The organism is Nocardia sp. CA-120079, assembly GCF_050955745.1.
Taxonomy (GTDB): Bacteria; Actinomycetota; Actinomycetes; order Mycobacteriales; family Mycobacteriaceae; genus Nocardia.
Genome location: NZ_CP192088.1, coordinates 8,030,389 through 8,057,108, shown reverse-complemented (window position 1 = coordinate 8,057,108; position 26,720 = coordinate 8,030,389). Strand labels below are relative to the sequence as shown.

The following is a 26,720-nucleotide window of genomic DNA, read 5'->3' as shown; positions in this document are numbered from 1 at the left end:
GCTGGAGCTTGCTGAAGCTCCGGCTGGGGTGGCCGGATATCAGGGGCGGGCGATGATGAGGGGGCAGTCGGTGGCGTGTAGGACGGCCTGGCTGACCGAGCCGAGGGTCATGCCCGCGAAACCACCGCGCCCGCGGCTGCCCAGGACGATCAGTTGCGCGTATTCCGCCTCGGCGAGTAGGCATCTGGCCGGTCGATCCTCGACGACCACGCGCTCGACCTCCAGGTCCGGATACTTTTCCGCATAGCCCGCCAGGCTCTCGGAGAGCAACGCCTCGGCCTCTTTCCGCATATCGTCGCGGGAGATATAGCGGTTGAATTCGGACCAGGTGAGTACCGCGCGCAGCCCGACCGCGCGATGGGCGGCCTGGTCGAAGGCGACCTCGATGGCGCGGGTGGCGCTGGGGGAGCCGTCGACACCGACGAGCACCGGTCCCAGCAGCCGATCGGCTTTGTAGTCCTCGGGCTCGGGAATGACGGCGACCGGACAGTGCCCGTGCCTCGCGACGGCGGTGCTCACCGAGCCGAGCAGGCCACGGCGGAAGGCGCCCAGCCCACGGGTGCCGACGACGAGCATGCGCGCATCCTTGGAGCGGTCGAGCAGGACCGGTATCGGCGGCGCGTCGACCACGAAGGTGGCGATTTCGAGTTCGCCGACGGGTGCGGCCGCCGCGGTCGCGTAGGCGCAGGCAGTGGTGACGGCGGCGGCGCCGGCCGCTCGATAGGCGTCGTAATCGATTTGGTCGAAGGCTATTCCGGGGCCGAAGTCCATCGGGGCGCCGATGCCGTACACGATGTGCATGGGCGCGCGGTGGTGGACGGCGTCGATCGCGGCCCAGCGCACCGCCGCGGCGGCGGCGTCGGAGCCGTCGATGCCGACGAGTACGGGGGGATTCATGGTGGTGGACATGGGATTTCGTCGCCGTCAGCGCGACCGCGCTACTGCGGGCGGACGACCATGACCGGGCAGTGCGCGGTCTGGACCAGTGCATCGCTGGTGGAGCCGAGCAGCAGTCCGCGGAATCCGCCGCGCCCTCGGCTGCCGACCACGAGCAGTTGGGCCGATCGCGACCATTCGCGCAGTGCCTGCCGCGGACCCGACAGGTACACCTTGCGGACGACCTGCACGTCCGGGTACTTCTCTTGCCAGCCGGTGAGCTGCTCGTCCAGGATCGCCTGTCCGGTGGTCTCGGCGTCGTGATCGCAGACGCCGTAGGGGAGGCCGGCGACGCGATCGAAATACAGGTCGCTCCAAGCGTGGACGGCGACGAGTCGGGTTCTGCGTTCGCTGGCTTCGGCGAACGCGGCCCCGACGGCGGCCGTGCTCCCCGGTCCGCCGTCGATACCGAGCACAACCGGGCCGACCCGTCGAGTCTGCTGTTCGGTGCCGGTGTCACGCACGACCACGATCGCACCTCGTCCATGGCTGGCGACCGCGAGCAGCGTCGATCCGAGATAGCTCAGGCTGCCGTCGGAACCCGCCGTGCCGATCGCGACCAGATGCGCCGCCTCGGACAGCTCGATCAACAGGTGTGCCGGATTGGCTTCGGAGAGTTCGGTTTCCACGGTCAGGCTCGGGTCGACCTGATGGGCGAGTCGGCGTGCGGTGCACAGCACGTCCGCACCTTCGCGGCGGATCGCGTTGATCACCGGGGGCATGATCACGTCGTACATCCCGTAGACCGACCCCGCCGCCGCAAGATCGAGACCGTGCACGATGCGCAGCCGCCTGCCCCGCTGGGAGGCGGTCTCGGCGGCCCAGCGGACGGCGAGATCGGCCGCCTCGGAGCCGTCGGTTCCGACCACTACTTCGGCCGACGCCAGCCGGTGAGATTCATCGCGGTGCTGGGCGGTCATGGATGTCCCTTCGGGTTCCGAGATTGCGGCTACCCGTAGGTTAGGAATTCGAGGTGGTCGCGCACGCCTGGCATTGGTCACCAACCGCAGGGCCCAAAGGCCGCTCATGTCTGCATGGTGTTCGGATGGCACACCGCCCGGACAACCCCGACTGGGTGACACGGTTCAGGGCAACGGTGCCGACCAGCGCAACGTCGTGCCCCCGTGCTCGCCCTTGATCACGCTGAAACTGCCGCCCGCGTGCTCGGCGCGGGTCGCCAGATTCGCCAATCCGCTCATCCGTGCCAGGTCGTCGGGCACGCCGACGCCGTCATCGGTGACCTCGATGGTGACATCGTCGCGCACCCGGAGCTGGACCGATACCGTCGTCGCCGACGCGTGCCGCACCGCATTGCTCACCGCCTCGCGCAGCACCGCTTCGACATCCTCCGACAGCGGCGGTGTCAGCACCGAGACCGGACCGGCGAGGCGAATCGTGGTGCGTAATCCGCTATCGCCGATCATGTCGGCGATGATGCCGTGCAGCCGTTTGCGTAGCGTCGGCGCATCCGCGGTGGTGCTCTCGTGCAGATCGAAGATCGAATGCCGGATTTCCTGCACGATCGACTGGACGTCCTGAATGGTGTCCGTGAGCCGAGATTTGACCTCGGGCACGCGGGCCCGCTGGGCAGTGCCCTGCAGCGAGAGACCGACCGCGAACAGGCGCTGGATGACATGGTCGTGCAGGTCACGCGCGATCCGGTCGCGGTCGGAGAGCACGTCGAGTTCGCGGTTGCGGCGCTGGCTTCGGGCAAGTTGTAGTGCCAGCGCGGCTTGAACGGAGAAGTCCGCCATCATGGCCTGTCCTGCGATATCGATCGGAGCGGCCGCTGGTGGACGCAGGATCGTGAGCACACCGATAACCGTCTGTTCGGCCCGCAGTGGCAGCACCAGCGCCGGGCCGAATTCGGTCGAGTCGCCGAACCGCAGGCTGTATTGGAGCCGATCGACCGAAAGGACCCGGTTCTCCCGAAATGCGATGCCCGAGTGCGATTCGTTTATCGGAATGCGCTGTCCGGTCAGCTTTTGCGCATCGACACCGGCCGCGGCGACCACGACCAGATCGGTCACCTCGTCGGGCGGAGTATCCGGGTCTTCGGGCAGTGAGAGGAAGCTGCACGCCGATTGGGTCAGCTGCAGCGCCCGGTCGGTGATCAGCTCCAGCACCTCGTTCGGTTCGCCGCCGGCGAGTAGTTCGGTGGCCACATCGCGGTTGGCCTCCAGCCATTGCTGGCGGATTTGGGATTGTTCGTAGAGGCGGGCGTTGGCGATGGCGATACCCGCGGCGGCGGCCAGCGCCCGCACCACCACCTCGTCGTCGTCGGTGAATTCCTGCCCACCGGCCTTCTCGGTCAGGTACAGGTTGCCGAAGGTCTCGTCGCGAACCTTCACCGGTACGCCGAGGAAGGTGTGCATCGGCGGGTGGTGGGCGGGGAAGCCGACCGACGAGGGATGCTTCGAAAGATCCGGCAGCCGAATGGGTTTCGGTTGTTCGAAGAGCAGGCCGAGGACACCGTGACCACGCGGCAGATCGCCGATCATGACCCGGGTCCGGTCGTCGATGCCCTCGTAGACGAATTCGGCGAGCTCGTTGCTGTTCTTATCGGTTTCGCGCACGCCGAGCGCGCCGTATCCGGAGTCGACCAACTCGATGGCGGTGTGCACGATCGAACGCAGCGTGTTGTCCAGGTCCAATCCGGCGGTGACGACCAGCATGGCCTCGATCAGGCGGTCCATCTGGTCGCGGACACCGACCATTTGGGCAATGCGGTCCTGGACTTCGCCGAGCAGTTCACGAAGTCGAAGTTGAGACAAAGTTTCCGTCACCGGTGCCTGACCGGAGACGGTCGACTCGTCTTCCATGATCTGTATTCTGCCCGGCTTGCATACGCCATGTCACGCCGAGCGAAACCACAGGTCGCTCACTTCTGCTGTTTGGTGGGCGTGTTGAATTTGGAGGCCAGGACCGCTGCTTGGGTGCGGCGTTCGACCCCGAGTTTGGTCAGCAGCCGCGACACATAGTTCTTCACGGTTTTCTCCGCAAGGAACATCCGGCTCGCGATCTGCCGATTCGTCAGCCCCTCACCCAGCAGATTCAGCAGCGTCCGTTCCTGTTCGCTGAGACCGGCCAGCGGTCCCGTCTTGGCCTCGGCCTCCTCGCGCAGCTTCGCCATGAGGGCAGCGGCCGCGCGATTATCGAGCAGCGACTTACCCGCGCCGACCTCGCGAATGGCCTCGACCAGCTCCATCGTGTCGATGTCCTTGACCACATACCCGCTGGCCCCGGCCAGGATGGCATCGAGCATGGCCTGCTCGTCGGTGAACGAGGTGAGTATCAGACACCGCAGCTCAGGATGCTGATTCAACAGTTCACGACACAGTTCGATGCCATTGCCATCGGGCAGGCGCACGTCCAGAACCGCGACCTGCGGGCGCAGCGCGGGGATGCGCGCCAACGCCTGCGAAACCGTGCCCGCCTCGCCGACGACTTCGAGATCGGGCTCGGAATCGATCAGATCCTTCACACCGCGACGCACGATCTGATGGTCGTCGACCAGGAACACACTCGTCATCGCAACACCTCCGCTGGGTCCCTCCAGCGTAGCCCCGCCGATATGCGCATTCGGGCGGTCGAGCGCCATGTGTAGGCAGGAGGCAGATGTCAAGAGGGGCCCCACGACCAGCGCATTATCGAGTTACTGCATGGTGAGGATGTCAGGGAGGGGGCGGCGGGGGGTTGGTGGGGGTTCGGGGGTGTTCTCGGGGGTGGTGCCGACGCGGATGAGGACCTGGGGGATGGCGGGGTGGGCGAGCATGGTTGCGATAGCTGTTCGGGCCGAGGGCAATTCGGTGATGTGGGTCATCGGGCAAGTCGCCAGGCCGGACGTGGTGCATTCCAGGAGGACGGCGGAGAGGGCTTCGCCGGTGTGCAGCCAAGTGGTGACGGATTCGCGCGGTGAGCTGAGTATCAGTAGGCAGGCGTGGTCATCGAGGGTGTCGCGGCGGGCCGAATGCGGTGCGGATGGGAAGGCACGGCCTACGCCGACGCGGGCGAATTCGGCATCGGAGGCCAGGGATTCGCGCGGGACGCCTTCCGTGTCACCGGAATGTCCTGCCCACCAATGCAATTCGGTCTGGTATTCCATGTCGTAGCGGCGGACCGCGGTGGCGTGCTCAGAGGCCGCCGTGAGCTTCGCGCGGGCGCTGTCGTCGAGGAGATCGAGTTCGATATCGTGCGGTGTCACCAGCATTCGACAGGCATGCAATAGCGGCGACAAGTCGTTCGGCGCGTACAGCGGCAGTCGGTCCGTGCGTCGCTTATCGATGACGCGGGCGCGGGCCAGCACGCCGACCGGCGGCTCAGGCCACGGCCGGAACTCGATCACCGCCAGATAGTCGGGACGGCCGGTATCGGGGAGCCGGGTGGTATCTGTGTGCCAGCCCTTGGCGGCGAATGCGGTGCGCACGTGGTGCAGCATCGCGCCACAGCTGATCACCAGTTGCCGACCCGACGGGTCCGCCGAGGTCAGCAGGCGGTCGTCGTCGCGGTACAAATGCAGCCGGGTCCCGTCGAAGACCCAGCGCCACGGTTGGGTGTTGTGCAACGACGGTGCGCGGCCGGCCGAACGCATGGCCGCGAGCACTGTCGAATGGTCCGGCACGGAACGTACGGGGGAAAGACGGGTGTCGGTCATACTCCCGAGCCTCGTCCGGCGATGCGCCGGTCGGTATGGGCCTTCTTCCTGTTCTCGAAGGTCGATGGTCACCGGCCGGGGCGGGCCGTGCGCTTGGTGCCGAAGGTCAGGTGTGGCAGTGACTTTCGGCCCTCCCGTCGTAGACGTCGTGGATGCTGCCATCGAGTCCGGAGGGTCGGAGTTCGAACAATCCAATAGCGAGGTCATCATGAGTTCGTCAGGGAAGTGGTCCACCGCGGCCTTCCCCGACATCGCCGTATTTCCGCGTGGACCGATCGCGGAGTTGGAACTCGAACGCGTGGCCGGCGCGGTCGGGCGATTGCTTACCCGAAATGGGATCGACAGTGGTGCCCGGGTGCGGGTCGTCGTCGCGAATTGCCCAAGTGGGCCGCAGTTGGTGCAGGTGAATCTGTGCGTGCGCGGTACACCGGCCCGCGTGCAGACGATCACTCCGGGTGCGGGCATGGTGCTGCCGGTCGTGCAGCGGCTGGAGCGCCTGATCGAGCGGTTGACGACAAACGGACGGGCGGCGCCGGAGCGGGAGCCGATACGGCGACTACTCGCGGCATCCGGACATGGCACGATCACCCGCCGCAAGAATTGTTCGCTGCTGGTGGGCACACCGGATGCGGCGGCCGCGGTGCTCGACGCGATGGACTACGACGCGCACCTGTTCGTCGATGCCGATACCGGCGCTGACGCGATCGTCTACCGTGGCGATTCCGCAGGCATCGAGCTGCTCCGTTCGCCGCAGGACCCGTCAGCAGCCGATCCAAGGATTCCGAAGTTGTCCGAGACCGCGGCCGTCGAGCGCCTGTGCACCATCGGCCTGCCATTCCTGTTCTTCATCGATCCCGTCAGCCGCCGCGGGAACCTGCTGTACCGCCGCTACGACGCCGACCTCGGGCTGATCACGCCCCGGACCAGTTGACCTGTGTGCGGTAGGACCGAACGTCCCTGGATCCAGGGCATCCCGGCTCTGTCGAGGACGGTGCCACCCCGAGCACAGTTGGGATCGGAGCCGGCCACCGATGGTCGGGCAGAAGCGAGGCGGAACGAACGGCATACCGCGAGAGCGGATCATGGGGCGGGCGATTCGACTCGGCGGTGCCATGCGGGGCAACGCACGAGTCGTGTGTGGCGATCGACGACCACGCCGTGATCCGACGGATTCGCGCCGTCGCCGCCGAAACCCGCTCGCCCACTGTCGCGTTGGCCGGCTCCGTTCGATTACAGCGCGCGGAGCACCATGATGCCGGGCGTCGTGCGCACGTAGTCGGCGAAGGGGGAGTCGACCACCTTGTTGTCGGCGGCGAGTGAGGACGCGTTGCGGAAGACCGGGCCGCTCGGTGTCATGACGAAGATGCCGACATGGGTGACATCGAGTCCCGGCTGGTCGGCGTATGCGCCGATGTAGTCACCGGTGCGGAGTCCACCGATGACGCTCTCGTCTACCGCGGCGCCGGGGATGTAGGTGATCTCGCGATCGCCCACCGGCAGTCCCGGAAGATATGTTCCGCCACCGGCTTTCGCGTTGAGGTGCTTGGTGACGGTCACCGCGGCCGGGCTCAACGTGCCGGTGATATCGGTGGCCGCGATGCGCGCGGTATGCGACCAATCGCTGAAGAAGTGCTTGCGCTGCTGGAACTCGACGCGGCCGCCGGTATAGCGGGTCGCGATCAGATTCGCGACGAACTGGTCGCGATCGGCGGACCTGCTGAGCGCCTCGACATAGTCGAGGTAGGTGAAGCAATCCACCCGTCGTAGATCGATGACGAGCTGTTCGGGCTGGTCCGCCGAGCCGATGAGCATATCCGCGCCATAAGGCGTGCCGAGCAGGCGTCCCGACAATCGCTCGATCAGCTCACCCTTGCTCGCACCCTGCGAGGCAGCCCGCAGCGCCAGCAGCTCATCGATCTTCCCGGCAGTGACGTCATCGCTGATCGGTGCGCCGGATGCGGCGGGAACGGTCGGCATGGCCATGCCGACGAGTGCCGAGATGATGAGCAGTACGCGGGCGATGCTGCGCAAAAGGCCTCCAGCAGGTCGATCGGTCATTGCTGCCACGGTAGTCCGAGTCCGGCGGTCTTCGGTCGCCGAACACGAAAACGGTCCGGCGGCTGCAAGATCCGCTGGGGATTCCGTCATGAGCCCTACATTCCGAGTCGAACAGTTTGGACACGGGATGATCACGATGTTGCCGTTTCGTTATCTCAGAGGGGCTTTGATCGTAGGAAATCACCTGGTCGAGCGCGATTCGGCCGGACTTACAGATGCAAGCGCGCGGCGGTGTCCCGCTGGGTGCCGGGCTCGGCGCGACGATTCCCGGCAAGTGTGGCAGGCTCAGTAATCGAGGCCGGGGTGCAGAGGTTTCGACTCGCACAACGGTCGGCGTGACCACGGGAGACCCCAGCTATGGCTGGGGTCTTCGTGTGTCTGTGGCGTGCTCGTGCCTCGAAACGGTGCTCATTGATGTTGATTCCGCACCGATGTGGTCTCAGTAACCAATATTCTGTTAAGCATCAGTTACCGACGTAAAAGTCTGTTACGGCCGACCTGCTGGGTTTGTGACGCCGGAACCTCCGTGTAACGATAGTTTCAATCGCGAACGAACAAATCATCCCGAAGTGTTCACCCACGGCAGATACGGTCCCCATCGTCGCACCGGATTTGTTCCCTTCGGTGTGTTCGCATGCGGGTCGAATCGCTGGTTGTGGCTGTCGCGCGCATGTCTGCGCGAAAACAAGGAATGGTGCACGTGAGTGAGTTCTGGAGTCTGAGCGCGTCGGCAGCTTTGGTCAGCGTCGGCATCTCACTGTATGGTGTCGTCGCATATCTGGTCGGAATTCTGGATGGCGGCACGCGACCGCGAATGGCGTCTTGGATAGCCTGGTGTACTGCCAATACTGTATTCGCGATGGTCGCATATCTGGCGGGCGCATATCTCGCCGCTGGTATCAATGCCGCGTCGGCAAGTATGAATGCCGCAGTTATCGTCCTCGGTCTGCGGCGTGGCGTGAGTCTGCGGCCAGGGGACAATATCGATTGGGCGTGTCTGCTCTCCTCCGTCGCATGTGTGCTGGTCACAGTGGAGATTTCGGAGAAGACATTCGGTGCGCTCGTGGCTATCTGCGCCAATCTCATCGCCACTGTCCCGACGCTTCGGCATGCCTGGTCGAAGCCTCAGGAGGAAACCTGGCAAATGTTTGCCGCGAATGCCTTCGCCGGAGCACTCGGTGTGCTGGGAGTGCTGCTGGCGAGCGGATATCAATTCGCTACTGTCGCGGGTCCACTGATTACCACGATCGGAAATATTGCCTTGGTGTCGCTCACCGTCGGCCGTGGTCGAATTGTCGAAGAAGCTGCTGTGCCCGTGCGAGTTGGTTAGCCGAAATGCGATCGATAATCTCCAATATCGGCGACTGTTTCACCGATCCCGGCGAACTGACTCCGGGGCAGGCGCGGCGCGCGATGGCCATCCACAATATTTGTTCACCGAGCTGCCGTATATTGCAGCGGGCAAAACTGACTCTCGATGGCTCATCGGTACCTGCGGAGGGTTTCAGCGAGGATTCAAAACATTCTGCCGTCGAATTGATCGGATACGACGAACTCTCCACCGGATACCTACACTGAGTCCTCCAGCAATAATCCGGTTTCCGGGTCGTACCAGCGGCAGGCCTGCGGCGGCACATGCAGGTTCAGCGCGTCGCCCTGGTCGGCCCGGAAGCCGGGCCGCGTCTGAATCTTGACGGTCTGTCCGCTGACATCGGTGGTCAACAGGGTGGACGAGCCGAGCGGCTCCAGCACCTGGAGTTGGGCGCGCACCGAATCGGTGCCCGCCTCGTCGCCGACGGCAATGGCCTCGGGCCGGATGCCGAGGTCGAGCTTCTTGCCGTTGAACGATGCGAGCGCGGCGGGAACCGGCAGCGACTGCCCGCCGAGATCGATTTGCGGTCCGGCCTCGCCTATGTCGACGATCCCGGTGAGGAAGTTCATCGGTGGGCTGCCGAGGAAGCCGCCGACGAATTCGGTCGCCGGACCGTCGTATACCGCTGTCGGCGAACCGCATTGAACGATCAGCCCGTCGCGCATGACCGCGACGCGATCGCCGAGCGACAGCGCCTCGACCTGGTCGTGGGTGACATAGATCGTGGTCGTGCCGAGCTCGCCGACCAGCTTCTTCAACTCGGCGCGGAATGAAAGCCGCAGCAGCGCATCCAGATTGGACAGCGGTTCGTCCATGAGCAGCACATCGGCATCCATGACGATCGCGCGCGCCACCGCGACGCGCTGGCGTTGGCCGCCGGACAACTTCGCCGGATAGCGATCCAGGTACGGCGTGAGCTGTAGCAGATCAGCGGCCCACGCGACCTTGCGCCGGATCTCCTCGGCGGGCACACCATGCACCCGCAGGCCGAAGCCGATATTGTCGGCGACCTTCTTATTCGGGAAGACAGCATAGGACTGGAACACCATCGACAGGTTGCGCCGCCGCGGTTCGAGGTAGGTGACGTCCTTGCCGCCGATCACGATCTGCCCCGCATCGGGCATTTCCAGTCCGGCGATCATGCGCAGCAGCGTCGTCTTACCGCAGCCGGACGGCCCGAGCAGCACCATGAATTCACCGTCGGCGACCTCGAGCGAGACCTGGTCGGTGGCGCGTGTCGTGCCGCCGGGATAGGTCTTCACCAGATCCCGCAGGATCACTTCGGCCATATGCCCTACACCTCTGTCATCTCAGCGTCGTCCCCCACATGTTCACCAGATAGCGCCGCATCACGAAGATGAAGACCAGCGCCGGAATGATCAGCGCGAACCCGCCCGCGAACCGGTACGGCGTCGACGCCTCACCGAGCGTGGTGAGCACCTGTGCGGGCAATGTGCGATGTCCGAGCGTCACGATGGTCGCGCCGAGGATCTCGTTCCAGGACAGTACGAACGTGAAGATCGATGACGCGGCCAGACCGGGAAGTGCCAGCGGGACGACGACTGTGCGCGCCGCCTGCCAGCGCGTGCAGCCGAAGACGCGCGCCGCCTCCTCGAGGTCGGCCGGTACCGCGACGAAAATGCTCGCCGTGATGAGCACGGTGGTGGGCAATGCGAGTGTGGTGTGCACGAGCGTCACGGCGAAGACAGTGTCGTAGACGTCCAGCCGCAGGAACATCGTGGCCAGCGGCACCGAGAGCACCACGATCGGCAGCGCCCGCACGAACAGGATGAATATCTGGTAGCTGTCCCTACCTCGGAAGGCATTGCGAGCCAACGCGTATCCGGCGGGCGCGCCGATGACCAGCGACCAGAACACGGTGTAGAGCCCGACGAGCACCGAGTTGCCCAGTGCCGGAACGGTTCCGGTCGCGTGGAAGAACGACCGCAGCGTCTCGGTGGATAATTCGCTGGGCAGCAATGGCTTCGGGAACTCGTTCAGCGCCTCGCGCGAGGACACCGCGGCGAGTCCGATCAGCACGATCGGCAGCGCCATGAACAGCGTCACCGCAATACAGGCCACCTGCACTCCGATGGACCGCCACCGACGCCGGCGCAGCGGTGCGCGATCGATCGGCGGCAGCGCCGTGGCCTCACTCATCGCGACCCCTCCGGCGCCCGGACCGTGCGCAGATAGAACACCGCGGTACCGAGCGAGATGGCCAGCACCACAAGCGAAACCGCGCTCGCCACCGCCGGATTCTGCAGATTCGAGTACCACTCGTAGGTCTCGCCGACCAGCAGCGGAAAGTCGCGCCCGGTCAGTGCCTGTGCGACGGCGAAGGCCTGCAGCGCGAGGATGGTGCGCAGGATCAGCGCGACCTGCAGGCTCGGCCCGAGTTGCGGCAGCGTCACATGCCGGAGCCGCTGCCAGAAGTTCGCCCCGAACACCTGCGCGGCCTCGTCGTAATCCCGTGGAATCAGTTGCACGCCCGCGACCACGATGACGAAGACCAGCGAGGTCGCCCGCCAGATCTCGGCGATCACCACCGCGAGCAGCATGGTGCCGGTGTGCTGATAGTTCAACCACTGCACACCGTCCTCGGACAAGCCGAGCCAGACCAGCAGTGAATTCAGGTATCCGCGATTGCCGAAGATCGACAACCACACCAGTCCGGCGGCCAGTTCGGAGATCGCCAACGGCACGCACCACAGGTAGAAGTGGCCGCTGGCGAACCGCGGCCGCGCCTGCATCAGCAGCGCCATACCGACCGCGAGCACCAGCTGGATCGGCACCACGATCACGATCAACAACAGCGTATTACGCAGCGAGGTAAGGAAATACGGGTCGTCGAACAAGCGCCGCCAGTGCGCGAGCGTGAAGCCGTGATCGTCGCTGAACGCATCGAAGATCGCCCGCACCAATGGCCAGCCGAACAGCGCGGCCAGCAGCACGATCGAGGGCAGCAGCAGAATCCACGGTGAACCGATTCGCGCGCGCACAGCTACCCCACCCCGCAGATGTCGGCGACGGGATCGGGTGCCCAGCACGGCACCTTCAGCTCGTCGAGAATGCCTTGCAGCACCCGCGCCTGTTGATCGAGTGTGGCCCGAATATCGGCTCCGTCCAACACGATCGAGCGGAAGCTGTCCTTGAACACCTTGCTCACCTCACCCTCGCGCTGGCCGAGACCGACCGGTGGCAGCGACAGGATCGCGCCCTGCGCCTGCTGCTGTCGGTCCACGGCATCGGCCTCGAGCCTGACCGCAGGCGGCAGATCGTCCGGGATGGCGGTGTCGACCGACGGGAAGAAGCCATTGGAGCGCAGCAGTTCGATCTGGGTTTCCGGTTCGGTCAGCGCGCTGATCGTGCGCTGGGCGAGTTCGGCCTCGGTGCTGCCCTTGGGAATCGCGAGCCCGGCGACCACGGCCATGTAGCCCAGGCCGTGCTTGCCGCGCGGCGCGGGCAGCATGCGCCAGTCCTGCGGATCGTGCTCGGGCGCGTGCACCAGGCGGACGACGTGATCCCAGGCCATGCGCACCTCGCCGCCGGCCAAAGGCTCCTGCATGAAGTCGTAATTCGTACTCGACTGTGCGCAGTTGGCCCACAGCTCGCGGAAGTACTGCCAGGCCGTCACGGCCTCGGCCGAGCGGAAGGTGGTGATCTGACCGCCCGTGAACGATGGCAGCAGATAGCCCTGGGTGAATCGATGCAGCAGGCCTTTCGGGCCCGCGGGCAGCCCTAGCATCGGTCGGTTGCCGTTCGCGCGGCGTGCGGCGATCGCCCAGTCGAGGAACTGGTCGTAGGTCAGTGCCGTGGCGTCCACGCCGGATGGCAGGTGCTGCAGCGCCTCGGCATGTGCGGCGAGCACGTAACTCGCTGTGGCCCAGGGGATATACCACGTCCGGTCGGTACCGGCCCGCGCCAGTCGCAGATAGGCGGCGGGCCAGCCGCGGTTGCCGAGGTCGGCGAGCAGGCCGGTGAGATCCTCGAGATAGCCGTCGGCCAGCGGTGCGATATCGCCGTGCAGCCCGCCGAGCAGGCCGACCTGCGTCGAACCCGCCCCGACCTGGCTGCGCACCTGGCTCGCGAACGGACTCTCCTCGATGGTCACATAGCTGACTCCGGGTGCCGTCTTGCCGAGCAGGCTGCGGAATCGCTCGGCCTCGTCGGCAGGGCGGAATTGCGTGGAGAGAAAGAGCATGCCGCCACTTCCCGTGGTGGCGAATCCGGTGCACGCGGCGGTGAGCGCGAGGGTACCGATGCCCGCCGCGCCGAGGAACGAGCGGCGCGTCAGGCCGGATGTCGCCATGTGCGGCTCCCGAGGCAGGAATGGACCCGGGTGCGCCGACACCAATCCATCATGCCCAGATACAAACAGATGGATGCGCACAGTCGATCGCGCAACTTCCCATGACTGAGAATAAAAACCGAGTTGTCTTGCGGCGCAAATAAAAAGGAAGTCAACCCTTTCAAAAAAGTTATGAAGATCTTTGGATAACGAATTCTTTACGCACTGCCCCGCCGGGTCGCCGAGACACCTATGCTCGGGGCTTTCACGAGTGATCGACGTTGCGATAGATGAAGAAACGGGTAGCCGTATGACCGCCAGGACCGACCTAGAACACGAACTACGCGGGCCGCTGGCGGCAACCGGGCTGATCACCGAAAAGGAGGCCGCCGAACTGCTGGAGATGTTCCGCGCGGCCAAACAACTCGAGACGGCGGCGCTCATCGAGGCCATCGACGAGATGGTCGGCGCACTGCCTCGGCCATTCCGGGCGGTGACGAAGAAGATCATGTTCGGGAGCCGGCTCGGCTGATGAGTGATCTGGTAACCGGCGCCCAGATCGTCCTGCTGTCACGGACTTTGCACGCTCCCGTGGAGCAACTGGCGCATCTGGAGCGGTTGGGCAGTGAGAATCTGCACGAACTCCAGGATCGGCTGGCGGGCCTGATCTTCGACCAACACAACGAGACGTTCGAGCGGATCAGCAAACTGGTGCCGATCATTCCGCTGCGCATCTCGATGCCGCTGGTGCAGCGCCTGGTGCCGCCGATGATGACGGGCCGGGCCGCGGGTGCGGTCGGTGTCGATCACCCGAAGAAGGCGGCCGAGACGGTTGCCATGCTCGCGCCCGCGTATGTGGCCGACTGTGCGCCGTATATGGATCCGCGCACCGTCGGCCAACTCGCCGAGGTGGCGCCGCCGGAACCCATCGTGCGCATCCTCAACGAAATGTTGGCCCGCAAGGACTACATCACCGCCGGGCCGTTCCTCGACGCCTTCGCCACACCCGCACTGGTCGCGGCCTTCGAACAGGGCGTGCTCGATGACGAGGGCCTGATCTTCTCCGCCGCCTATGCCTATTCCGTCGCGGGCGTGAGCGCCATTTTTCGGCAACTGCTGTCCGGGCCGCGGCAGCGGATCCCGCGCATGCTGCATACCGTGCTCATCGGGTCTACGGGGCTGCAGTTGGCCGCGCTGTCGACGTTCGCGCGCTGTGAGGCCGAGCTGACCGCGTCGATCGGCGATGTCCTGTTCAGCATCGGCTCGACCGAAATGATCGGCAATCTCATCGCGAGCTATCTCCGGGCCGGTGCGGCACCGGAGCTGTTGACCTTCATCGGCAGGCTGAGTAAATGGGCACTGGGGGCCCTGGCCGCGAATCCGATCATCGCGAACGACGCGGCGCTGGCCGGACTCGTCGGCAGCCTGGAGGGCCGCATCGAATCCGACCTGTGGCGTGGACTTTTCAGCCTGATGGCACACGCCGACGCCGGGATTCAGCGCCGGATGATAGCTCTGCTCGCGCAGATGAACGATGCGATGGTGTCCGCACTTCCCGGCATAGCCACCGACGCCCACGACTGGCCGCTGCTGTTGGACCTGATCGCCGGCGCCGACGCCCCGGTTCGCGGCCGCTTCGAAACGATGTGGTCCAACCTGCCACCAGAGCGCCGCATCGATTTGGAGCACCGCATCAGGGAACTCGGCCTGAACATCCGCCTGGCACCCGTGACCACCACGACGCTATCGGTGGACGAGGTGTTCTACCGTCGCCGTCAGATGCGTCGACGCTACGACGCGGTGCAGAGTTGGGACTGACTGTTCTAGCTGCAAGGTAGCTCGCGCGGCGACGGCTGCGAGCCGGATGGGTCAGGGACTGACAAAACCTGCTGTCTCTCTGACCGATCCGGTCGGGACTACCGACAACCGCGCAATTCCGGCGTTCAATTCGAGCACATCGCGCGCCACGCGACGTTTCGAAAACGCTTGGAAGGTAAGACAAATGACCGAGTTCGTGACATTCGAGGAGGGGCGGATCGCCTGTGATGTCGTCGGGGACGGACCGCTGGTCGTGCTTTCGCACGGTATCGGAACTTCCCGGCACGACTATCGCCATCTCGTACCGCGACTGACCGCCGCGGGCTACCGGGTGGTGAATGCCGACCTGCGCGGGCACGGCGAATCCAGCCCCGGCTGGCCGTCGGTGACCGGGAAGGCGGTCATCAGCCGAACCGATGTCGCGGGCGATCTGCTCAGTGTGATCCGGCATTTCGGCGGTCCCGCGGTGATCGTCGGCCACTCCCTGTCCGGCGGTGCGGCGACCATTGCCGCGGCCGAGGCGCCCGAACTGGTCAGCGCCGTCGTCGAGATCAATCCGTTCACCAGGAGGCAGCGACTGGATTTCGGTGCTCTGTGGACCGTGCCGCGGTACCGGCGCGGACTGGTGCGGTTGATGGGCACGCTGCTGCTGGGGTCGCCGCGGTTGTGGCGCAGGTACCTCGATATCGCGTATCCGACCAAGCCCGAGGACTTTCCGCGCTACCTCGACGGCGTGTTCACGGCCCTGCGTGAACCCGGCCGGTGGCGCGAGTTCAGGAAGACCGGCAAGACCACTCCGGCCGACGCCGAGGTGGCGCTGTCGCAGGTGCACCGGCCGGCACTGGTGATCATGGGCGCCGAGGATCCCGATTTCGCGGACCCGAAGGCCGAAGCCATGGCGATCGTCGCGGCTATGCCGATGGGCATCGGCAAGGTGGCCGTCATCGAGAACGGCGGGCACTATCCGCATGCGCAGTTCGCCGACCGTGTGGCCGAATTGATCATTCCCTTCCTCGGACGGCATGCCGCCGGTGTGGTCGCACCGGTCCGGCACGCGAGGTGATCGGACTGCACATTGCCGTGACAGTCCTGGGGGAGTGCGGTGATGATAGGAACGTGTCGACGCCTCGCACGGTTGTCCTCGTGGTCTACGACGGCATCCAGCTGATCGAATTGGCCGGTCCCATGGACATTTTCGGTGCGGCGAACGCCATCGTCGGCGGACCGGCCTACCGGTTGGTGACGGCATCGCCGCGCGCGGGCACCGTCGCGGTGGACGGCGGACTGACGATGAATGTCGAACATTCCCTGCCGGAGATCGCCGCCGGTAACGACGAGATCGACACCATGATCGTGATCGGGGGCAACGGCGCCTTCGTCTCATCGGTATCCGCCGAGGTGGTGCGCGAGCTCCCGGCCATTGCCCGGCGATCGCGGCGGGTGGCGTCGGTATGCGCCGGTTCGTTACTGCTGGCCGGAGCCGGATTGCTCGATGGTTATCGAGCGACAACGCATTGGGGAGCGTGTGCGGTGATGGCCGAGCGCTTCCCGCGGGTGCTGGTCGAACCGGACCGGATCTATGTCAACGACGGCAACCGGTGGACCTCGGCGGGGGTCACCGCGAGTATCGATCTAGCGCTCGCCTTGGTGGAGGCCGATCACGGCATCGAGGTGGCTCAGTTGATCGCCCGCTGGTTCGTCGTTTTCACCCGAAGGCCCGGTGGCCAAGCGCAATTCAGCGCCCAACTACGTGCGCAACCCGCGCGCACCCCGGCGATCCGGGCCGTGCAGCAATGGCTGCCCGACCATCTGGAGGAAGACTTGAGCGTGGCCGCATTGGCAACGCGGGCGGGGTTGAGCGAGCGCGCCTTCGCCCGCGCTTTCCGTACCGAAACCGGCAGTACACCAGCGGCTTTCGTGGAGAATCTACGTGTCGAGGCGGCCCGCAGACTGCTCGAGACCACAGATCTGACAGTGGTCGCGATCGCCAAAGCGGTCGGCTACAAGCACGGTGAGACGCTGCACCGGGTCTTCTCCCGGCAGCTGGCCACCACCCCCGACCGCTACCGGCAGCATTTCGCGATCACCGGTTCGGGCACAGAGGATTTCAGCTACCGGGAAAGCCGGGGGGCAGCGGCTGGAAATCAGCCTTGAACTTCGGCCCCGGCGGCAGACCGCGCAATACCGCGCTGGTCCAGGCCACCGCGGGCGGCCACCCGGTGACGGCATTGACGATGTGCTCGGGGACCGGAACGGTGTAGAAGCGCAGATCAGTGCCACGTTCCCAATAGCTTTGGACGGTAGGCAGCACCACCGACGGCGGAATCAGTTCATCCCAGAGTCCATGCCACCACAGGATCGGCGTATCCGGAAGGTATTTGCCCAAGCTGTTGTCCTGCAGAACCCGAAGGATCTCCGGGGACGATTCCAGCGACTTGCCGGGCTGGTAGTAGGCGCTGATGGGCCGGTAGACGCCGGTGAGCGCAATGGTCGCGTAGCAACGACTTCGGACGTCCCCGATGATCTGCTGGCCCTCAGGGGTCAGTAGATCGGCCGGATCGAAGACGTCCGGATATTCCCGGGCCAGACTCGCGAAGCCGAGCCACATGGTGAAGTTGCTGGTGCCGGTGAGCCCGGGTTCCGCGTGGGTCGCATACCTGGCCTCCGCCACCAGGTCACCGGGCGTGCCGCCGAGGGTGGTGCCGAGCAGCCGCACATCGGGTGCGTAGCTCGCGCGCAGCTCCGCCGCGCGAATGGAACCCGAACCGCCGCCGGAATACCCGTACAGCGCGATGCCGGAATCGGCGAGGCCGAGGGCGGGATCGTTCTTCATCGCGCGCAGGCTGTCGAGGACCATCTTGCCCTCGGCATAGGTGTTGAAGGTATTGAACTTTCCGTCGAAGTCGGGCACGTTGATCGCGAAACCCTGTGCCAGCCAATAGATCACCAGCGCAGACTCCTTCATGGTCCCGGTCTGCAGGGTGTGCGAAGGATTGCAGGCCGAATCGGTGGAGTCGATCGCCTCCTGGAAGGACAGCACCGGCCGCGCACTGCCCTGCCACGGAATACCCGGCACCACAACGGTTGTCGCGGTGACGATCGGATTGTCGTGCACGTCGTTCGAGCGGAACAGCAGCTGCTCGGTATAAACCGGGAAGGGAATGCCGAGCACCCGCGTCTGCACTTCGCGGCTGCGCACGATCTGCCCCGGCTGATAGGACGCCAGATCCGCCGGATTGTCGTACCACGGGTCCTGATCCGGCGACGGGATCGGCAGCAGATCGTAGATTTGCGGCTCGGTCGGCAACTGCGGCAGCTGATTCTGATCCGGCGGGAAATTCGGCGGGAAGGCCGGATCGGCGATCGCCACCCCGGTACCGCCCATTGCCAGACCTGCCGCCACCGCCAGCACCGCGAACCGCCGCCGAGATCGCTTCACCACATCCTCCGAATCTCCATTGATCCGCCAGCCGATCATGGGTTCGGCTCGCTGGATTCAGCTCACCGCAATTGACGGCGCAGGGCTATCGGCATGATGCCGAGCCTGGACCTCGGGCTTTGTGCATCTGCACGAACCCGCTCGGCGGGGAGCCCGGACCGGATATTGCCCATGGGGCCGACATGGGTACCCGTTGAACCTTCAAATAAACTCGTTGAATGTACCGCTAAATAACGGTACATTCTTCCGCGACATGACTTCCCTTACTGGAAGGCCTGGTCGTGATCGCAGTTCGGGGACCAGTTGAGTTATCGGCGCTCGCAGATGCGCTGCATGCCGAGGACGTCGGTTATCGCAGATCGCTGCGCGCGCGCCAAGTGCAGATGATCGCGATCGGCGGGGTGATCGGCACCGGGCTATTTCTCGGTGCCGGTGGGCGCCTCGCCAGCGCCGGACCGGGATTGTTCCTGGTGTATGCGGTGTGCGGCGTATTCGTCTTCTTCATCCTGCGCGCGCTCGGCGAACTGGTGCTGCATCGTCCCTCCGCCGGATCCTTCGTCTCCTATGCGCGCGAGTTCTACGGGGAGAAGCTGGCTTTCGCGGTCGGATGGACCTACTTCTTCCACTGGTGCATGACCGGGATCGTCGATATCACCGCGATCGCCACCTATGTGCACTATTGGGGTGCGTTCGAGGTCGTCCCGCACTGGGTGATCGCGCTCATCGCCCTGATCGCGGTGGTGAGTACCAATCTGATCTCCGTGCGTTGGTTCGGTGAACTGGAGTTCTGGGTCGCACTGATCAAAGTCGTTGCCCTGGTGGGCTTTCTGATCGTCGGCACGATCTTTCTGGCCGGTCGCTTCAAGATTCAGGGTGCGCAGACCGGTGTCGGGGTGCTGAGTCAGCACGGCGGGTTGTTCCCGACCGGTCTGTTGCCGCTGGTAACGGTGACCACGGGTGTCGTATTCGCCTACGCCGCAGTCGAACTGGTCGGCATCGCGGCGGGTGAGGCGGAGCGTCCGGAGACGATCATGCCGCGATCGATCAACTCCGTGATCGCCCGTATCGGACTGTTCTACGTAGGTTCGCTGGTGCTGCTCGGACTGCTGTTGCCCTATACGGTTTTTCGGGCGGGGGAAAGCCCGTTCGTCACGTTCTTCGCGAAAATCGGTGTGCCGGCGGCCGGTTCGATCATGAACCTGGTCGTGCTCACCGCCGCGTTCTCCAGCCTCAATGCCGGGTTGTACTCGACCGGCCGGATTCTGCGTTCGATGTCGATGAACGGCAGCGCGCCCGGTATGGCGGCGCGTATGTCGCGGACGGGTGTGCCCTACGTCGGCATTCTCGCCACCGGCGCGATCGCCCTGGTCGGCGTCGGACTCGATGCGGTGGTGCCGGACAAGGCATTCGAGATCGTGCTGAACGTGTCGGCACTCGGCACCATTGTGTCGTGGACCGCGGTTGTGCTCTGTCACCTCCGACTCTGGCGCGAATGGCGCCGCGGTTTGGCCTGGCGCCCGGCCTCCCGCCTACCCGGCGCCCCCTACACCGATGTGGCGACCCTGTTCTTCCTGGCCGCTGTGGTCGCCCTGATGGTCTGCACCGGCGATATGGTCCAGCGCATTGCCGTACTCGCCATGCTCGTCGTCCTGGGGCCGGCGTTGGTCGGCGGCTGGTTTCTCGCGCGCCGAAAAGTGTTGCGAATAGCTCGCATCCGCCAACATCACACCGGCCAATTCGAGGTAGTTGCCGAGCGTCCGCCGCTCGGGCCCTCGGCCGAACCGGAAGTGATCATCGAGGCACCGAAGTCTCGCTACGCCAACCCGGATCCACTCTGAGGACCTGTATACATCGGGAGATCCGATGATTTTCGCGATGGCACATACTCGCGGTCGCAGCGATGGGTGGGCAATCGTCGCGCTTCCTCGATCGGACTAGCAGTCCGCGTGGGGACAGACCGATAGGTCTGCTCGCTATTTTTGGAAAATGTTGAGCTACGGCCACTTTCGTGCTGGCTCAACGCTCGATCGAGCATGGCCATAGGCGATGTTACGGTGGCATCCGCGCCCGATAATGCGTCGGGCAGCGCGAATATTCCGCGACCGCACAGGGCGAACAAACGGTGAACAGCGGCGGTCGGTGCGGAGACGAAAAGCCAACGCGCTCCGATGTTTTCGCAGTGTTCCGTTCACTGATCGGAGGGTGGTCGTTCACGGCGCGTGGTTAGCGTTTGAAGTTGTCGTTTCCGGAGACTGTTGAGCAGCTCCGAGGGTTTGTTCGCTTCGATGCTCGTCTTGCCATGCCGTGCCTGCGATTCGGGGGTGCGCGGAAACGAATCAGGTTGTGGTCGTGAACAACTGGAGATCCGAATACTGGGATCCGGACCGATGGCGGTTGCCCGCAGTGCTGCGAAGGTGTCGTGCGTGGATACGCGCGACGCGGCGGCGGCGCTGGACGGTCGGGGTCCTGCTCACTGTCTTCGTTCTGGTCGTCTTCCCTGGTCTACTCGGCGCTACCGCCTCGGCTACGGCCGACGGCGGTACCCGGTCCGCCGGATCGTCGGTAGGTACCGCACTCGGCTGGACTCATGTCGCCGATTCCTCGGGCGTCGAGGCCGCAGGCTATATCTTCGCCACCGACCACGGCGGCGTACTGAGTCCGGGAAATACCGCGATATCCCTGGTGATCGGCCTGGAATTCGCGGGCTGGAAAATCATTGTGATCACGGCGATCTGGCTGATCGGTTACGCCCTGAGTTTCGAGTGGCTGAACCTCTTCTCGAAAGCACTGCTCGGTGTGGCGCACAGCCTGACCGGACAGATCGCGACGCCGATCATGCTGGTGACCGCCGCGACGATCGGCGCATTCTTCGTCGCGTGGTTCGTCGTACGCGGCCTCTACTCCAAAGCCACCCTGCAAGTGGTGACCATGATCATGGTCGGATTGCTGGGACCGATATTCCTTGCCGAGCCCCTGGCCGATGTGCTGTCGTCGGACGGTCTGCTCGCGAAGGGCCGCGATCTCGGCATTTCGGTGGCGGCCGGGCTGAACGGCGACAACAATGTCGATCCGCACCACATGGTGGCGACCATGCAGGGCACGCTGACCGACAACTTCGCTCGTCGTCCGCTGCAGGTCTGGAACTTCGGGCATGTGGTCGACGAGCAGGCCGCATGCCGTGCCGCGTGGTCGGCAGGTGTCACGGCGCGCAGCGAAGACCGGGTGAAAAAGGGGATCGGCGCCTGCGGGGACAGTTCGGCCAAGGAATCGATGGAGAATCCGAATTTCGAGCAGATCGGCACCGGCCTGTTGCTGCTGCTGGCCGGGGCGATCCTGCTCGCCTTCGGAGCCGTGCTCGCGATCAAGGTGATCCGGGCCGCACTCGACACGATCTACCACGGATTGATGTCGATCTTCGGTTTCGCCGCAGGCGGATTCGTGTACGGACCCACGCAGACCTTCCTGATCCGCAATGTCGTCGACAGCTTCGTCGCCGCGGCACGCATGACCGCCTACACCATCTTTCTCGGCGTTTATGTGCTGATCCTGGGGGACCTGTTCAAGCTCGCCGGTGATCAGGTCATGGTGGTGTTCATCATCGGCGCGATCTTCGAAATCGTGGCGATCCTTCAGCTCAAACGCCTCGGTAAAAGTCTGGACCGCGGCAATGAGTGGATCGCGAATCGGTTCGCACTGGCCGTGCAGGGCAGCGGTGGTGGCGCACGCGGTTCGGGTGGCAGCGCGACCGCCCTCGGCATGGGCGCGGCCGGCGCGGGCCATTCCATGCGAATGGGTATGCTGCCTGCTCTTGCCGCGTTCAGCACCGTCAGCAATTCGCCTGCGACCGAATGGCTCTGGGGCCGGACCCGGTCACCGCTGCGACCGCACGCACGCACCGAGCGGGCGGCACAATTGGGGCAATGGGGATTCTGGGGCGCGCCGGGAATGGGTGGCCCCGAGGGCTACTACGCCCAGGCGTACGTGCACCGGCCGGTGTTCGGGAGGGCGGCCAAGGAGGCCGCGCTTGCCGCGCCGAATGGCGGCATCAATACCGTTCGCGGTGCGGCCGCGGCGATACAGGGTCTGGTGGATATCGGCGGGAAGATCACCGATGCACCGGCGGCATTGCTCGCCGCCGGATTCACCGACGAGGACATCATGTTCAACGCCATTCGCTCGTCGTCGATCGTCGATGACAACGCCAAGGGCTGGACGCTCGGCAATAACCATCTCGGCCGCGTGGTGGCAGCAGTCCAACGTGTCCAGGACTCGTCGCTTCGACTCCTCGCGGGCGGCAGTTCTACCGGCGAAGTCGCGGCGGATCTGGCCACCTTGCAGGCGGCCGCATTCCGGTATCGGCGCTCGGCGCCCGCAGGCGTCACCCTTACCGGGGACGAGGACCGATTCGTCGCTGCATACCTGCGCACACCCACCGAGGACGTGGCCCGGGATCTCCAAACAGTCGCTGGTGGCGGCACCCTCGCGGCGGGCCGCCCATTGCACGGCGGTCCGTTCGCGAACGACGCCCTCGCCGCCCAGCGCATGCTGGGGGAGATTGGAAGCAGGCAGGCGGACCGCATCTTGAGCAGCGTCAACGATGTATTGGCTGATCCGGCGGACCAAGAGTTGCTCCGCGTGGCTCGTGGCCACATCTCCGAGACAGTTCTCACCGACCAAGCATTGAGCGGGGCCAAACGAACAGCGACGAACACTCCGACACCGCCGAGGCAAGGCAGTCCGCAGCGGCCCGGCTGGGCCCCGCCGATGGCCCGGGTCGGCGCTCAACTGAATTGAGATGGTGGGGCTGAATTGAGATGGTGCGCTACCCGTTCAGCGCGTCGCGGATCATCGGCCACGACTTGTGCAGATCTTCCTGCCAATAGCCCCACGAGTGGGTGCCGGCCGGGCGCAGGTCGAAGGTGGCGGGGATGTTGAGCTGCTGGAGGCGGTCGCGCAGTGCGTGCGCGCACTGGTTGGTGATGGCCTCCAGCACACCGCCGTTGACGAGCTGGCTGACGAGTTTGCCACTGTTACCGCGGATGCCGTGACCGTCGAGGGTATCGAGCGGTCCGGGTACGCCTGTGCCGGTCGAGACGTAAATGGCTGTGCCGCGCAGCATTTCGGCACGCACATAGGGGTCGTTGGCGGCCCAGGCCGGATCGCTGGGCGGCCCCCACATATTGATCGGATTGCCCCGCCACCGCAGCACGACGGCACCGATCATGGCTTGGCCCAGCGGGTCACTGGTCTGCACGCAACCGCTGTAGGAGCCGATCGCGCGGTAGCGTCCGGGTGCCGCGAGCGCGAGCTGGAATACCGATGTTGCGGCCATGGAGATCCCCGCGATCGCATCGGCGCCGCTGCCGTTGAAGGCCGAGTCGATGATCGGCGGTAGTTCCTGGGTCAGGAAGGTGGTCCAGCGTTGGCGGCCGAGGATCGGATCGTCGTCGCGCCAATCGGTGAAGTAACTGCCATTGCCACCCATCGGGGTGACGACCGTGACCTGTTCGTCGCGGAAGAAATCGACGACATCCGTCTGTTCGGGCCAACTGCTGGCATCCGCGCCACCGCTGGCGCCGTTGAGCAGGTACAGGGTCGGTGTCGGCAGCGAACTATCCGGTGCCCCAAGCACTTTGACGAGGATATCGGTATCCATCGCGGTCGAGTGCACGCGCAGGTCGAACATGCCGTCCAGGTGCTCGACCATGTCGACGAGGGAGGAGCCGTCGGCGGCGGGGCGAGCGGCGGCGATGGCCGCGGCGACCGTGATCGGGCCGCTGGGGTCCGAGCGTGCGGTCGCGGGCACGGCGGCCACACTCACTGCGCAGATGAGCGCCATCAGCCCTGTCGCGGTTCGCACTCGACTCTTCCTTTCCACTACCCGATGCCGTCGCCACGATAGTCGGCAATTACCGTGGTGGATAAGGTTGTTTGGACGATCTTTCGGCGAAATCCATTGCTGCTGGGGAACATCACAAAGTTCGAGCTCGGCCATGGTCGACGGGCAATGCATGCCGTTGACTGAGATTCTTCTGGTTTCACGAATTGAGGGCATCCGTTGGTCAATTTCGGTTTCTTCGATGAATGGCATCCCGAGGGCGGTCGGCTCACCGCATGGACGGCGTCGCCGAACTCGCGGGCGGCGGTGCGGACCGCCCCGATACACGCGACAGGCCCCTCTTACCAGCAGGAGGCGTATCTGCGGACCGCGTATCGCAATGCCGATGCGGGCGTTCGAGCTTCGCGATTGTGCATGATTGCCTTCGATATTCCCGGCGCTCCGGTCCACGATGCGCTGACCCGCGCGTGCAATGCATTCCTGCGCAGGCACGACACGTTTTGGAGCTGGTTTTCGTTTACCGCCGACGGCCGGATCGTGCGGCATGTGGCGTGGCCGGAGGATATCGAATTCGTCGCTACCGACCATGGTGAATTCACCGACAGCGACGCGATTCGCGAGCGGGTACAGGCCGAAACGCCGGGTCCGTTCGAATGGGATTGCTTCAGCTTCGGCGTGATCGATCACAGTGATTCGTTTACGATGTACGCCGCCGTGGATCATCTGCATACCGACGGGGTTGCGCAGGCACTGTCGTGTGTGGATCTGCTGACGCTGTACGGCAACGAATTATCCGGCGGCCGAGTGCCTTCCGCGCCCGTCGACGGTCACCTCGCATACTGTGCGCGCGAACGCGGGATCAATGAACGACTCACGCTCGCGTCACCGCAGATCCGGCATTGGGTCGAGTTGCTGTACCTCAATGACGGTGATATGCCGTCGTTTCCACTGGATCTCGGACTGACCGGTGGTGGGCACATCCGGGGTGCGCAGGTGACGCTGCCGCTGATGAGCGAGGCCGAAGCATTGCGCTTCGAGCAGGTCTGCCAGGACCACGGAGGCCGATTCAGCGGTGGACTGTTCACCGTGCTCGCCATGGCGGAGCTCGAATTGACCGGTCGGGATCGGTATTTCGGACTCACCCCGGCCAATACCCGCGCCACCCCCGGCGAGGCTACCTCGGTGGGCTGGTACACCAACCTCATTCCGGTCACCGCGGCGATCCGGCCGGATGACACGTTCACCTCCCTGGTCGCCTCGGTCCAGGACGCGACCGAGCGCGCCAAGGAGCTGACCGATATTTCCCCGCACCGGGTGCTCGAGTTGGTCACGCCGGATCTGGGCATTCGGACGAAGCCGGGTTGGGCCGCGCCGATGCTGTCGTATGTCGATGTCCGCAGAATGGCGGGCGCGGAAATGTTCGATCGGATCAACGGCGGTCTGTACGGGAATCGGGCAGGCGCGAGCGAGGTCTATCTCTGGATCAACCGGTTCAACGATGTCACCACGTTGAGCCTGATGTTTCCGGACACCCCGCAGGCACACGCGTCGATCGACCGGTATGCGAAGGCCCTGACCGCGGTCATTACCGCGGTGGTCGCGGACGGTGACTATGCCGTGCGCGTCGACGTCTTGTCATGACCGTCCGGCTTTGCGCGTTGTCCGACTCGGATTTCCGGTATCGACCGCGAGATCGTCATCTGGCGCTGTGACCACATCATCCGCCCCTGGGCCGAAACCTGGCCGCAGCTGATCACCAACGTGCTCGACCCGGGTATCTGACATCCCCGCGGTCTTCGAGGAAAGGGATTCACCGATGAGACATACGAGCACCGGTGGCGCCGCTGCTATTCGACGAGCAATTGAAGCTGGTCAAAGGCTTCTATCGGCGGCCTCTGGCTACCGATCCATTCGAGGACGCCGACGGTGGCGGGCGCGTCACCCAACTGGTGGCGCGTCCATTGCTCACCGCGCTGGCCCCCGAACTTGCGGAGGTGCTGCAGCCGCACCCACGAGCCGGCCGCCATGAGCCGCCAGATCGTCGCAACCATGCTCGACCGGTTCGGCATTCGCGACTCGGGCCGCGGGCTGATCCAATACCGCCCCGACGGCGCGACCTGGCGACGCACAACGAGCACCGTCTCCCTGGCCCACCGCCCCGCAATGTCGGCGCTGCCCCCGGTGCCGGTCACCGACGAAATCGCCTCCGCCGCAGTCGAACACTTGCTTTTCGGTTGGTAGAGACACACCGCTGTTCGAAGCCGCCTGACCGAGTGAGCGTCGGCTCGGTGCGTGTCATCGAAATCCGCCGAA

23 protein-coding genes are annotated in these 26,720 nt (G+C 64.9%); 10 read left to right on the top strand and 13 right to left on the bottom strand.

All coding sequences use genetic code 11. The features are described from left to right. Window positions 1–39: 39 nt before the first annotated feature. From ACQPYR_RS36740 to ACQPYR_RS36720, 5 genes are all read right to left on the bottom strand, one after another. On the bottom strand, window positions 40–909 hold the full coding sequence (locus ACQPYR_RS36740) for a universal stress protein (RefSeq protein WP_433623789.1): 870 nt from the start codon (window positions 907–909) through the stop codon (window positions 40–42). A gap of 29 nt (window positions 910–938) precedes the next feature. Beyond that, the gene (locus ACQPYR_RS36735) at window positions 939–1,856 is read right to left on the bottom strand and encodes a universal stress protein (protein WP_433623787.1); all 918 of its coding nucleotides are present in this window, start codon (window positions 1,854–1,856) and stop codon (window positions 939–941) included. 165 nt (window positions 1,857–2,021) lie between these two features. Then, the gene (locus ACQPYR_RS36730; RefSeq protein ID WP_433623785.1) at window positions 2,022–3,758 is read right to left on the bottom strand and encodes a sensor histidine kinase; all 1,737 of its coding nucleotides are present in this window, start codon (window positions 3,756–3,758) and stop codon (window positions 2,022–2,024) included. A gap of 59 nt (window positions 3,759–3,817) precedes the next feature. Beyond that, window positions 3,818–4,468 (bottom strand): response regulator, encoded by a 651-nt coding sequence (locus ACQPYR_RS36725; RefSeq protein WP_433623783.1) that lies wholly within the window; start codon window positions 4,466–4,468, stop codon window positions 3,818–3,820. 123 nt (window positions 4,469–4,591) lie between these two features. Then, complete coding sequence (locus ACQPYR_RS36720) at window positions 4,592–5,590, bottom strand: Acg family FMN-binding oxidoreductase (RefSeq protein ID WP_433623781.1); 999 nt, start codon at window positions 5,588–5,590, stop codon at window positions 4,592–4,594. A gap of 208 nt (window positions 5,591–5,798) precedes the next feature. Here ACQPYR_RS36720 and ACQPYR_RS36715 point away from each other — a divergent pair, with 208 nt between their 5' ends. Beyond that, a complete protein-coding gene (locus ACQPYR_RS36715; RefSeq protein ID WP_433623779.1) occupies window positions 5,799–6,521 on the top strand; it encodes a sigma 54 modulation/S30EA ribosomal C-terminal domain-containing protein in 723 nt (240 codons plus the stop codon). Between the two features lie 299 nt (window positions 6,522–6,820). Here ACQPYR_RS36715 and ACQPYR_RS36710 read toward each other — a convergent pair whose 3' ends face one another. Then, window positions 6,821–7,648, bottom strand: coding sequence for a DUF1460 domain-containing protein (locus ACQPYR_RS36710; RefSeq protein WP_433623777.1), 828 nt, complete (start codon window positions 7,646–7,648; stop codon window positions 6,821–6,823). 700 nt (window positions 7,649–8,348) lie between these two features. On the opposite strand from ACQPYR_RS36710, the gene ACQPYR_RS36705 reads away from it, so the two are divergent. Then, window positions 8,349–8,978: a hypothetical protein gene (locus ACQPYR_RS36705; RefSeq protein ID WP_433623775.1), complete on the top strand. Its 630-nt coding sequence runs from the start codon at window positions 8,349–8,351 to the stop codon at window positions 8,976–8,978. A gap of 239 nt (window positions 8,979–9,217) precedes the next feature. Here the strand turns inward: ACQPYR_RS36705 and ACQPYR_RS36700 are convergent, their stop codons facing one another. The 4 genes from ACQPYR_RS36700 to ACQPYR_RS36685 are packed head-to-tail and all read right to left on the bottom strand — an operon-like array spanning window position 9,218 to window position 13,332. Further along, on the bottom strand, window positions 9,218–10,309 hold the full coding sequence (locus ACQPYR_RS36700) for an ABC transporter ATP-binding protein (protein ID WP_433623773.1): 1,092 nt from the start codon (window positions 10,307–10,309) through the stop codon (window positions 9,218–9,220). Between the two features lie 16 nt (window positions 10,310–10,325). Next, window positions 10,326–11,180: a carbohydrate ABC transporter permease gene (locus ACQPYR_RS36695; RefSeq protein WP_433623771.1), complete on the bottom strand. Its 855-nt coding sequence runs from the start codon at window positions 11,178–11,180 to the stop codon at window positions 10,326–10,328. Then, on the bottom strand, window positions 11,177–12,022 hold the full coding sequence (locus ACQPYR_RS36690; RefSeq protein WP_433623769.1) for a carbohydrate ABC transporter permease: 846 nt from the start codon (window positions 12,020–12,022) through the stop codon (window positions 11,177–11,179). The genes ACQPYR_RS36695 and ACQPYR_RS36690 overlap by 4 nt, the downstream gene beginning before the upstream one ends. Before the next feature lie 2 nt (window positions 12,023–12,024). Beyond that, window positions 12,025–13,332 carry an ABC transporter substrate-binding protein gene (locus ACQPYR_RS36685; RefSeq protein WP_433623767.1) on the bottom strand — a complete coding sequence of 436 codons (1,308 nt, stop codon included), beginning with the start codon at window positions 13,330–13,332 and terminating at the stop codon, window positions 12,025–12,027. A 289-nt stretch (window positions 13,333–13,621) separates the two neighbouring features. On the opposite strand from ACQPYR_RS36685, the gene ACQPYR_RS36680 reads away from it, so the two are divergent. The 4 genes from ACQPYR_RS36680 (at window position 13,622) to ACQPYR_RS36665 (ending at window position 17,283) form a co-directional block, all read left to right on the top strand. Then, window positions 13,622–13,843 carry a hypothetical protein gene (locus ACQPYR_RS36680; protein ID WP_433599323.1) on the top strand — a complete coding sequence of 74 codons (222 nt, stop codon included), beginning with the start codon at window positions 13,622–13,624 and terminating at the stop codon, window positions 13,841–13,843. Next, on the top strand, window positions 13,843–15,129 hold the full coding sequence (locus ACQPYR_RS36675; RefSeq protein ID WP_433623765.1) for a hypothetical protein: 1,287 nt from the start codon (window positions 13,843–13,845) through the stop codon (window positions 15,127–15,129). The genes ACQPYR_RS36680 and ACQPYR_RS36675 overlap by 1 nt, the downstream gene beginning before the upstream one ends. A gap of 184 nt (window positions 15,130–15,313) precedes the next feature. Then, window positions 15,314–16,192, top strand: coding sequence for an alpha/beta fold hydrolase (locus ACQPYR_RS36670; protein ID WP_433623763.1), 879 nt, complete (start codon window positions 15,314–15,316; stop codon window positions 16,190–16,192). Between the two features lie 53 nt (window positions 16,193–16,245). Continuing rightward, window positions 16,246–17,283 (top strand): GlxA family transcriptional regulator, encoded by a 1,038-nt coding sequence (locus tag ACQPYR_RS36665; protein ID WP_433623761.1) that lies wholly within the window; start codon window positions 16,246–16,248, stop codon window positions 17,281–17,283. Here the strand turns inward: ACQPYR_RS36665 and ACQPYR_RS36660 are convergent. Continuing rightward, window positions 17,237–18,514 (bottom strand): lipase family protein, encoded by a 1,278-nt coding sequence (locus ACQPYR_RS36660; RefSeq protein ID WP_433635341.1) that lies wholly within the window; start codon window positions 18,512–18,514, stop codon window positions 17,237–17,239. The genes ACQPYR_RS36665 and ACQPYR_RS36660 overlap by 47 nt on opposite strands. Before the next feature lie 335 nt (window positions 18,515–18,849). Here ACQPYR_RS36660 and ACQPYR_RS36655 point away from each other — a divergent pair, with 335 nt between their 5' ends. Then, complete coding sequence (locus ACQPYR_RS36655) at window positions 18,850–20,406, top strand: amino acid permease (protein ID WP_433623759.1); 1,557 nt, start codon at window positions 18,850–18,852, stop codon at window positions 20,404–20,406. Window positions 20,407–20,917: 511 nt separating this feature from the next. Further along, a complete protein-coding gene (locus tag ACQPYR_RS36650; RefSeq protein WP_433623757.1) occupies window positions 20,918–23,362 on the top strand; it encodes a hypothetical protein in 2,445 nt (814 codons plus the stop codon). Window positions 23,363–23,390: 28 nt separating this feature from the next. On the opposite strand, the gene ACQPYR_RS36645 is transcribed toward ACQPYR_RS36650, so the two are convergent. Beyond that, on the bottom strand, window positions 23,391–24,407 hold the full coding sequence (locus ACQPYR_RS36645) for an alpha/beta hydrolase (RefSeq protein ID WP_433635340.1): 1,017 nt from the start codon (window positions 24,405–24,407) through the stop codon (window positions 23,391–23,393). Between the two features lie 219 nt (window positions 24,408–24,626). On the opposite strand from ACQPYR_RS36645, the gene ACQPYR_RS36640 reads away from it, so the two are divergent. After that, a complete protein-coding gene (locus ACQPYR_RS36640) occupies window positions 24,627–26,048 on the top strand; it encodes a condensation domain-containing protein (RefSeq protein WP_433623755.1) in 1,422 nt (473 codons plus the stop codon). A gap of 206 nt (window positions 26,049–26,254) precedes the next feature. On the opposite strand, the gene ACQPYR_RS36635 is transcribed toward ACQPYR_RS36640, so the two are convergent. After that, window positions 26,255–26,458 carry a hypothetical protein gene (locus ACQPYR_RS36635; RefSeq protein WP_433623752.1) on the bottom strand — a complete coding sequence of 68 codons (204 nt, stop codon included), beginning with the start codon at window positions 26,456–26,458 and terminating at the stop codon, window positions 26,255–26,257. On the opposite strand from ACQPYR_RS36635, the gene ACQPYR_RS36630 reads away from it, so the two are divergent. Continuing rightward, window positions 26,457–26,648 (top strand): hypothetical protein, encoded by a 192-nt coding sequence (locus tag ACQPYR_RS36630; RefSeq protein WP_433623750.1) that lies wholly within the window; start codon window positions 26,457–26,459, stop codon window positions 26,646–26,648. The two genes, ACQPYR_RS36635 and ACQPYR_RS36630, sit on opposite strands and share 2 nt — an antisense overlap. The last annotated feature ends 72 nt before the right edge of the window (window positions 26,649–26,720 follow it).

What these genes read in the sequence shown, in the direction of transcription:
- ACQPYR_RS36740 (WP_433623789.1), bottom strand. Translation starts at nt 909, where the DNA reads ATGTCCACCACCATGAATCCCCCCGTACTCGTCGGCATCGACGGCTCC.
- ACQPYR_RS36735 (WP_433623787.1), bottom strand. Translation starts at nt 1,856, where the DNA reads ATGACCGCCCAGCACCGCGATGAATCTCACCGGCTGGCGTCGGCCGAA.
- ACQPYR_RS36730 (WP_433623785.1), bottom strand. Translation starts at nt 3,758, where the DNA reads ATGGAAGACGAGTCGACCGTCTCCGGTCAGGCACCGGTGACGGAAACT.
- ACQPYR_RS36725 (WP_433623783.1), bottom strand. Translation starts at nt 4,468, where the DNA reads ATGACGAGTGTGTTCCTGGTCGACGACCATCAGATCGTGCGTCGCGGT.
- ACQPYR_RS36720 (WP_433623781.1), bottom strand. Translation starts at nt 5,590, where the DNA reads ATGACCGACACCCGTCTTTCCCCCGTACGTTCCGTGCCGGACCATTCG.
- ACQPYR_RS36715 (WP_433623779.1), top strand. Translation starts at nt 5,799, where the DNA reads ATGAGTTCGTCAGGGAAGTGGTCCACCGCGGCCTTCCCCGACATCGCC.
- ACQPYR_RS36710 (WP_433623777.1), bottom strand. Translation starts at nt 7,648, where the DNA reads ATGACCGATCGACCTGCTGGAGGCCTTTTGCGCAGCATCGCCCGCGTA.
- ACQPYR_RS36700 (WP_433623773.1), bottom strand. Translation starts at nt 10,309, where the DNA reads ATGGCCGAAGTGATCCTGCGGGATCTGGTGAAGACCTATCCCGGCGGC.
- ACQPYR_RS36695 (WP_433623771.1), bottom strand. Translation starts at nt 11,180, where the DNA reads ATGAGTGAGGCCACGGCGCTGCCGCCGATCGATCGCGCACCGCTGCGC.
- ACQPYR_RS36685 (WP_433623767.1), bottom strand. Translation starts at nt 13,332, where the DNA reads ATGGCGACATCCGGCCTGACGCGCCGCTCGTTCCTCGGCGCGGCGGGC.
- ACQPYR_RS36680 (WP_433599323.1), top strand. Translation starts at nt 13,622, where the DNA reads ATGACCGCCAGGACCGACCTAGAACACGAACTACGCGGGCCGCTGGCG.
- ACQPYR_RS36675 (WP_433623765.1), top strand. Translation starts at nt 13,843, where the DNA reads ATGAGTGATCTGGTAACCGGCGCCCAGATCGTCCTGCTGTCACGGACT.
- ACQPYR_RS36670 (WP_433623763.1), top strand. Translation starts at nt 15,314, where the DNA reads ATGACCGAGTTCGTGACATTCGAGGAGGGGCGGATCGCCTGTGATGTC.
- ACQPYR_RS36660 (WP_433635341.1), bottom strand. Translation starts at nt 18,514, where the DNA reads ATGGGCGGTACCGGGGTGGCGATCGCCGATCCGGCCTTCCCGCCGAAT.
- ACQPYR_RS36645 (WP_433635340.1), bottom strand. Translation starts at nt 24,407, where the DNA reads ATGGCGCTCATCTGCGCAGTGAGTGTGGCCGCCGTGCCCGCGACCGCA.
- ACQPYR_RS36630 (WP_433623750.1), top strand. Translation starts at nt 26,457, where the DNA reads ATGCTCGACCGGTTCGGCATTCGCGACTCGGGCCGCGGGCTGATCCAA.
- ACQPYR_RS36635 (WP_433623752.1), bottom strand. Translation starts at nt 26,458, where the DNA reads ATGGTTGCGACGATCTGGCGGCTCATGGCGGCCGGCTCGTGGGTGCGG.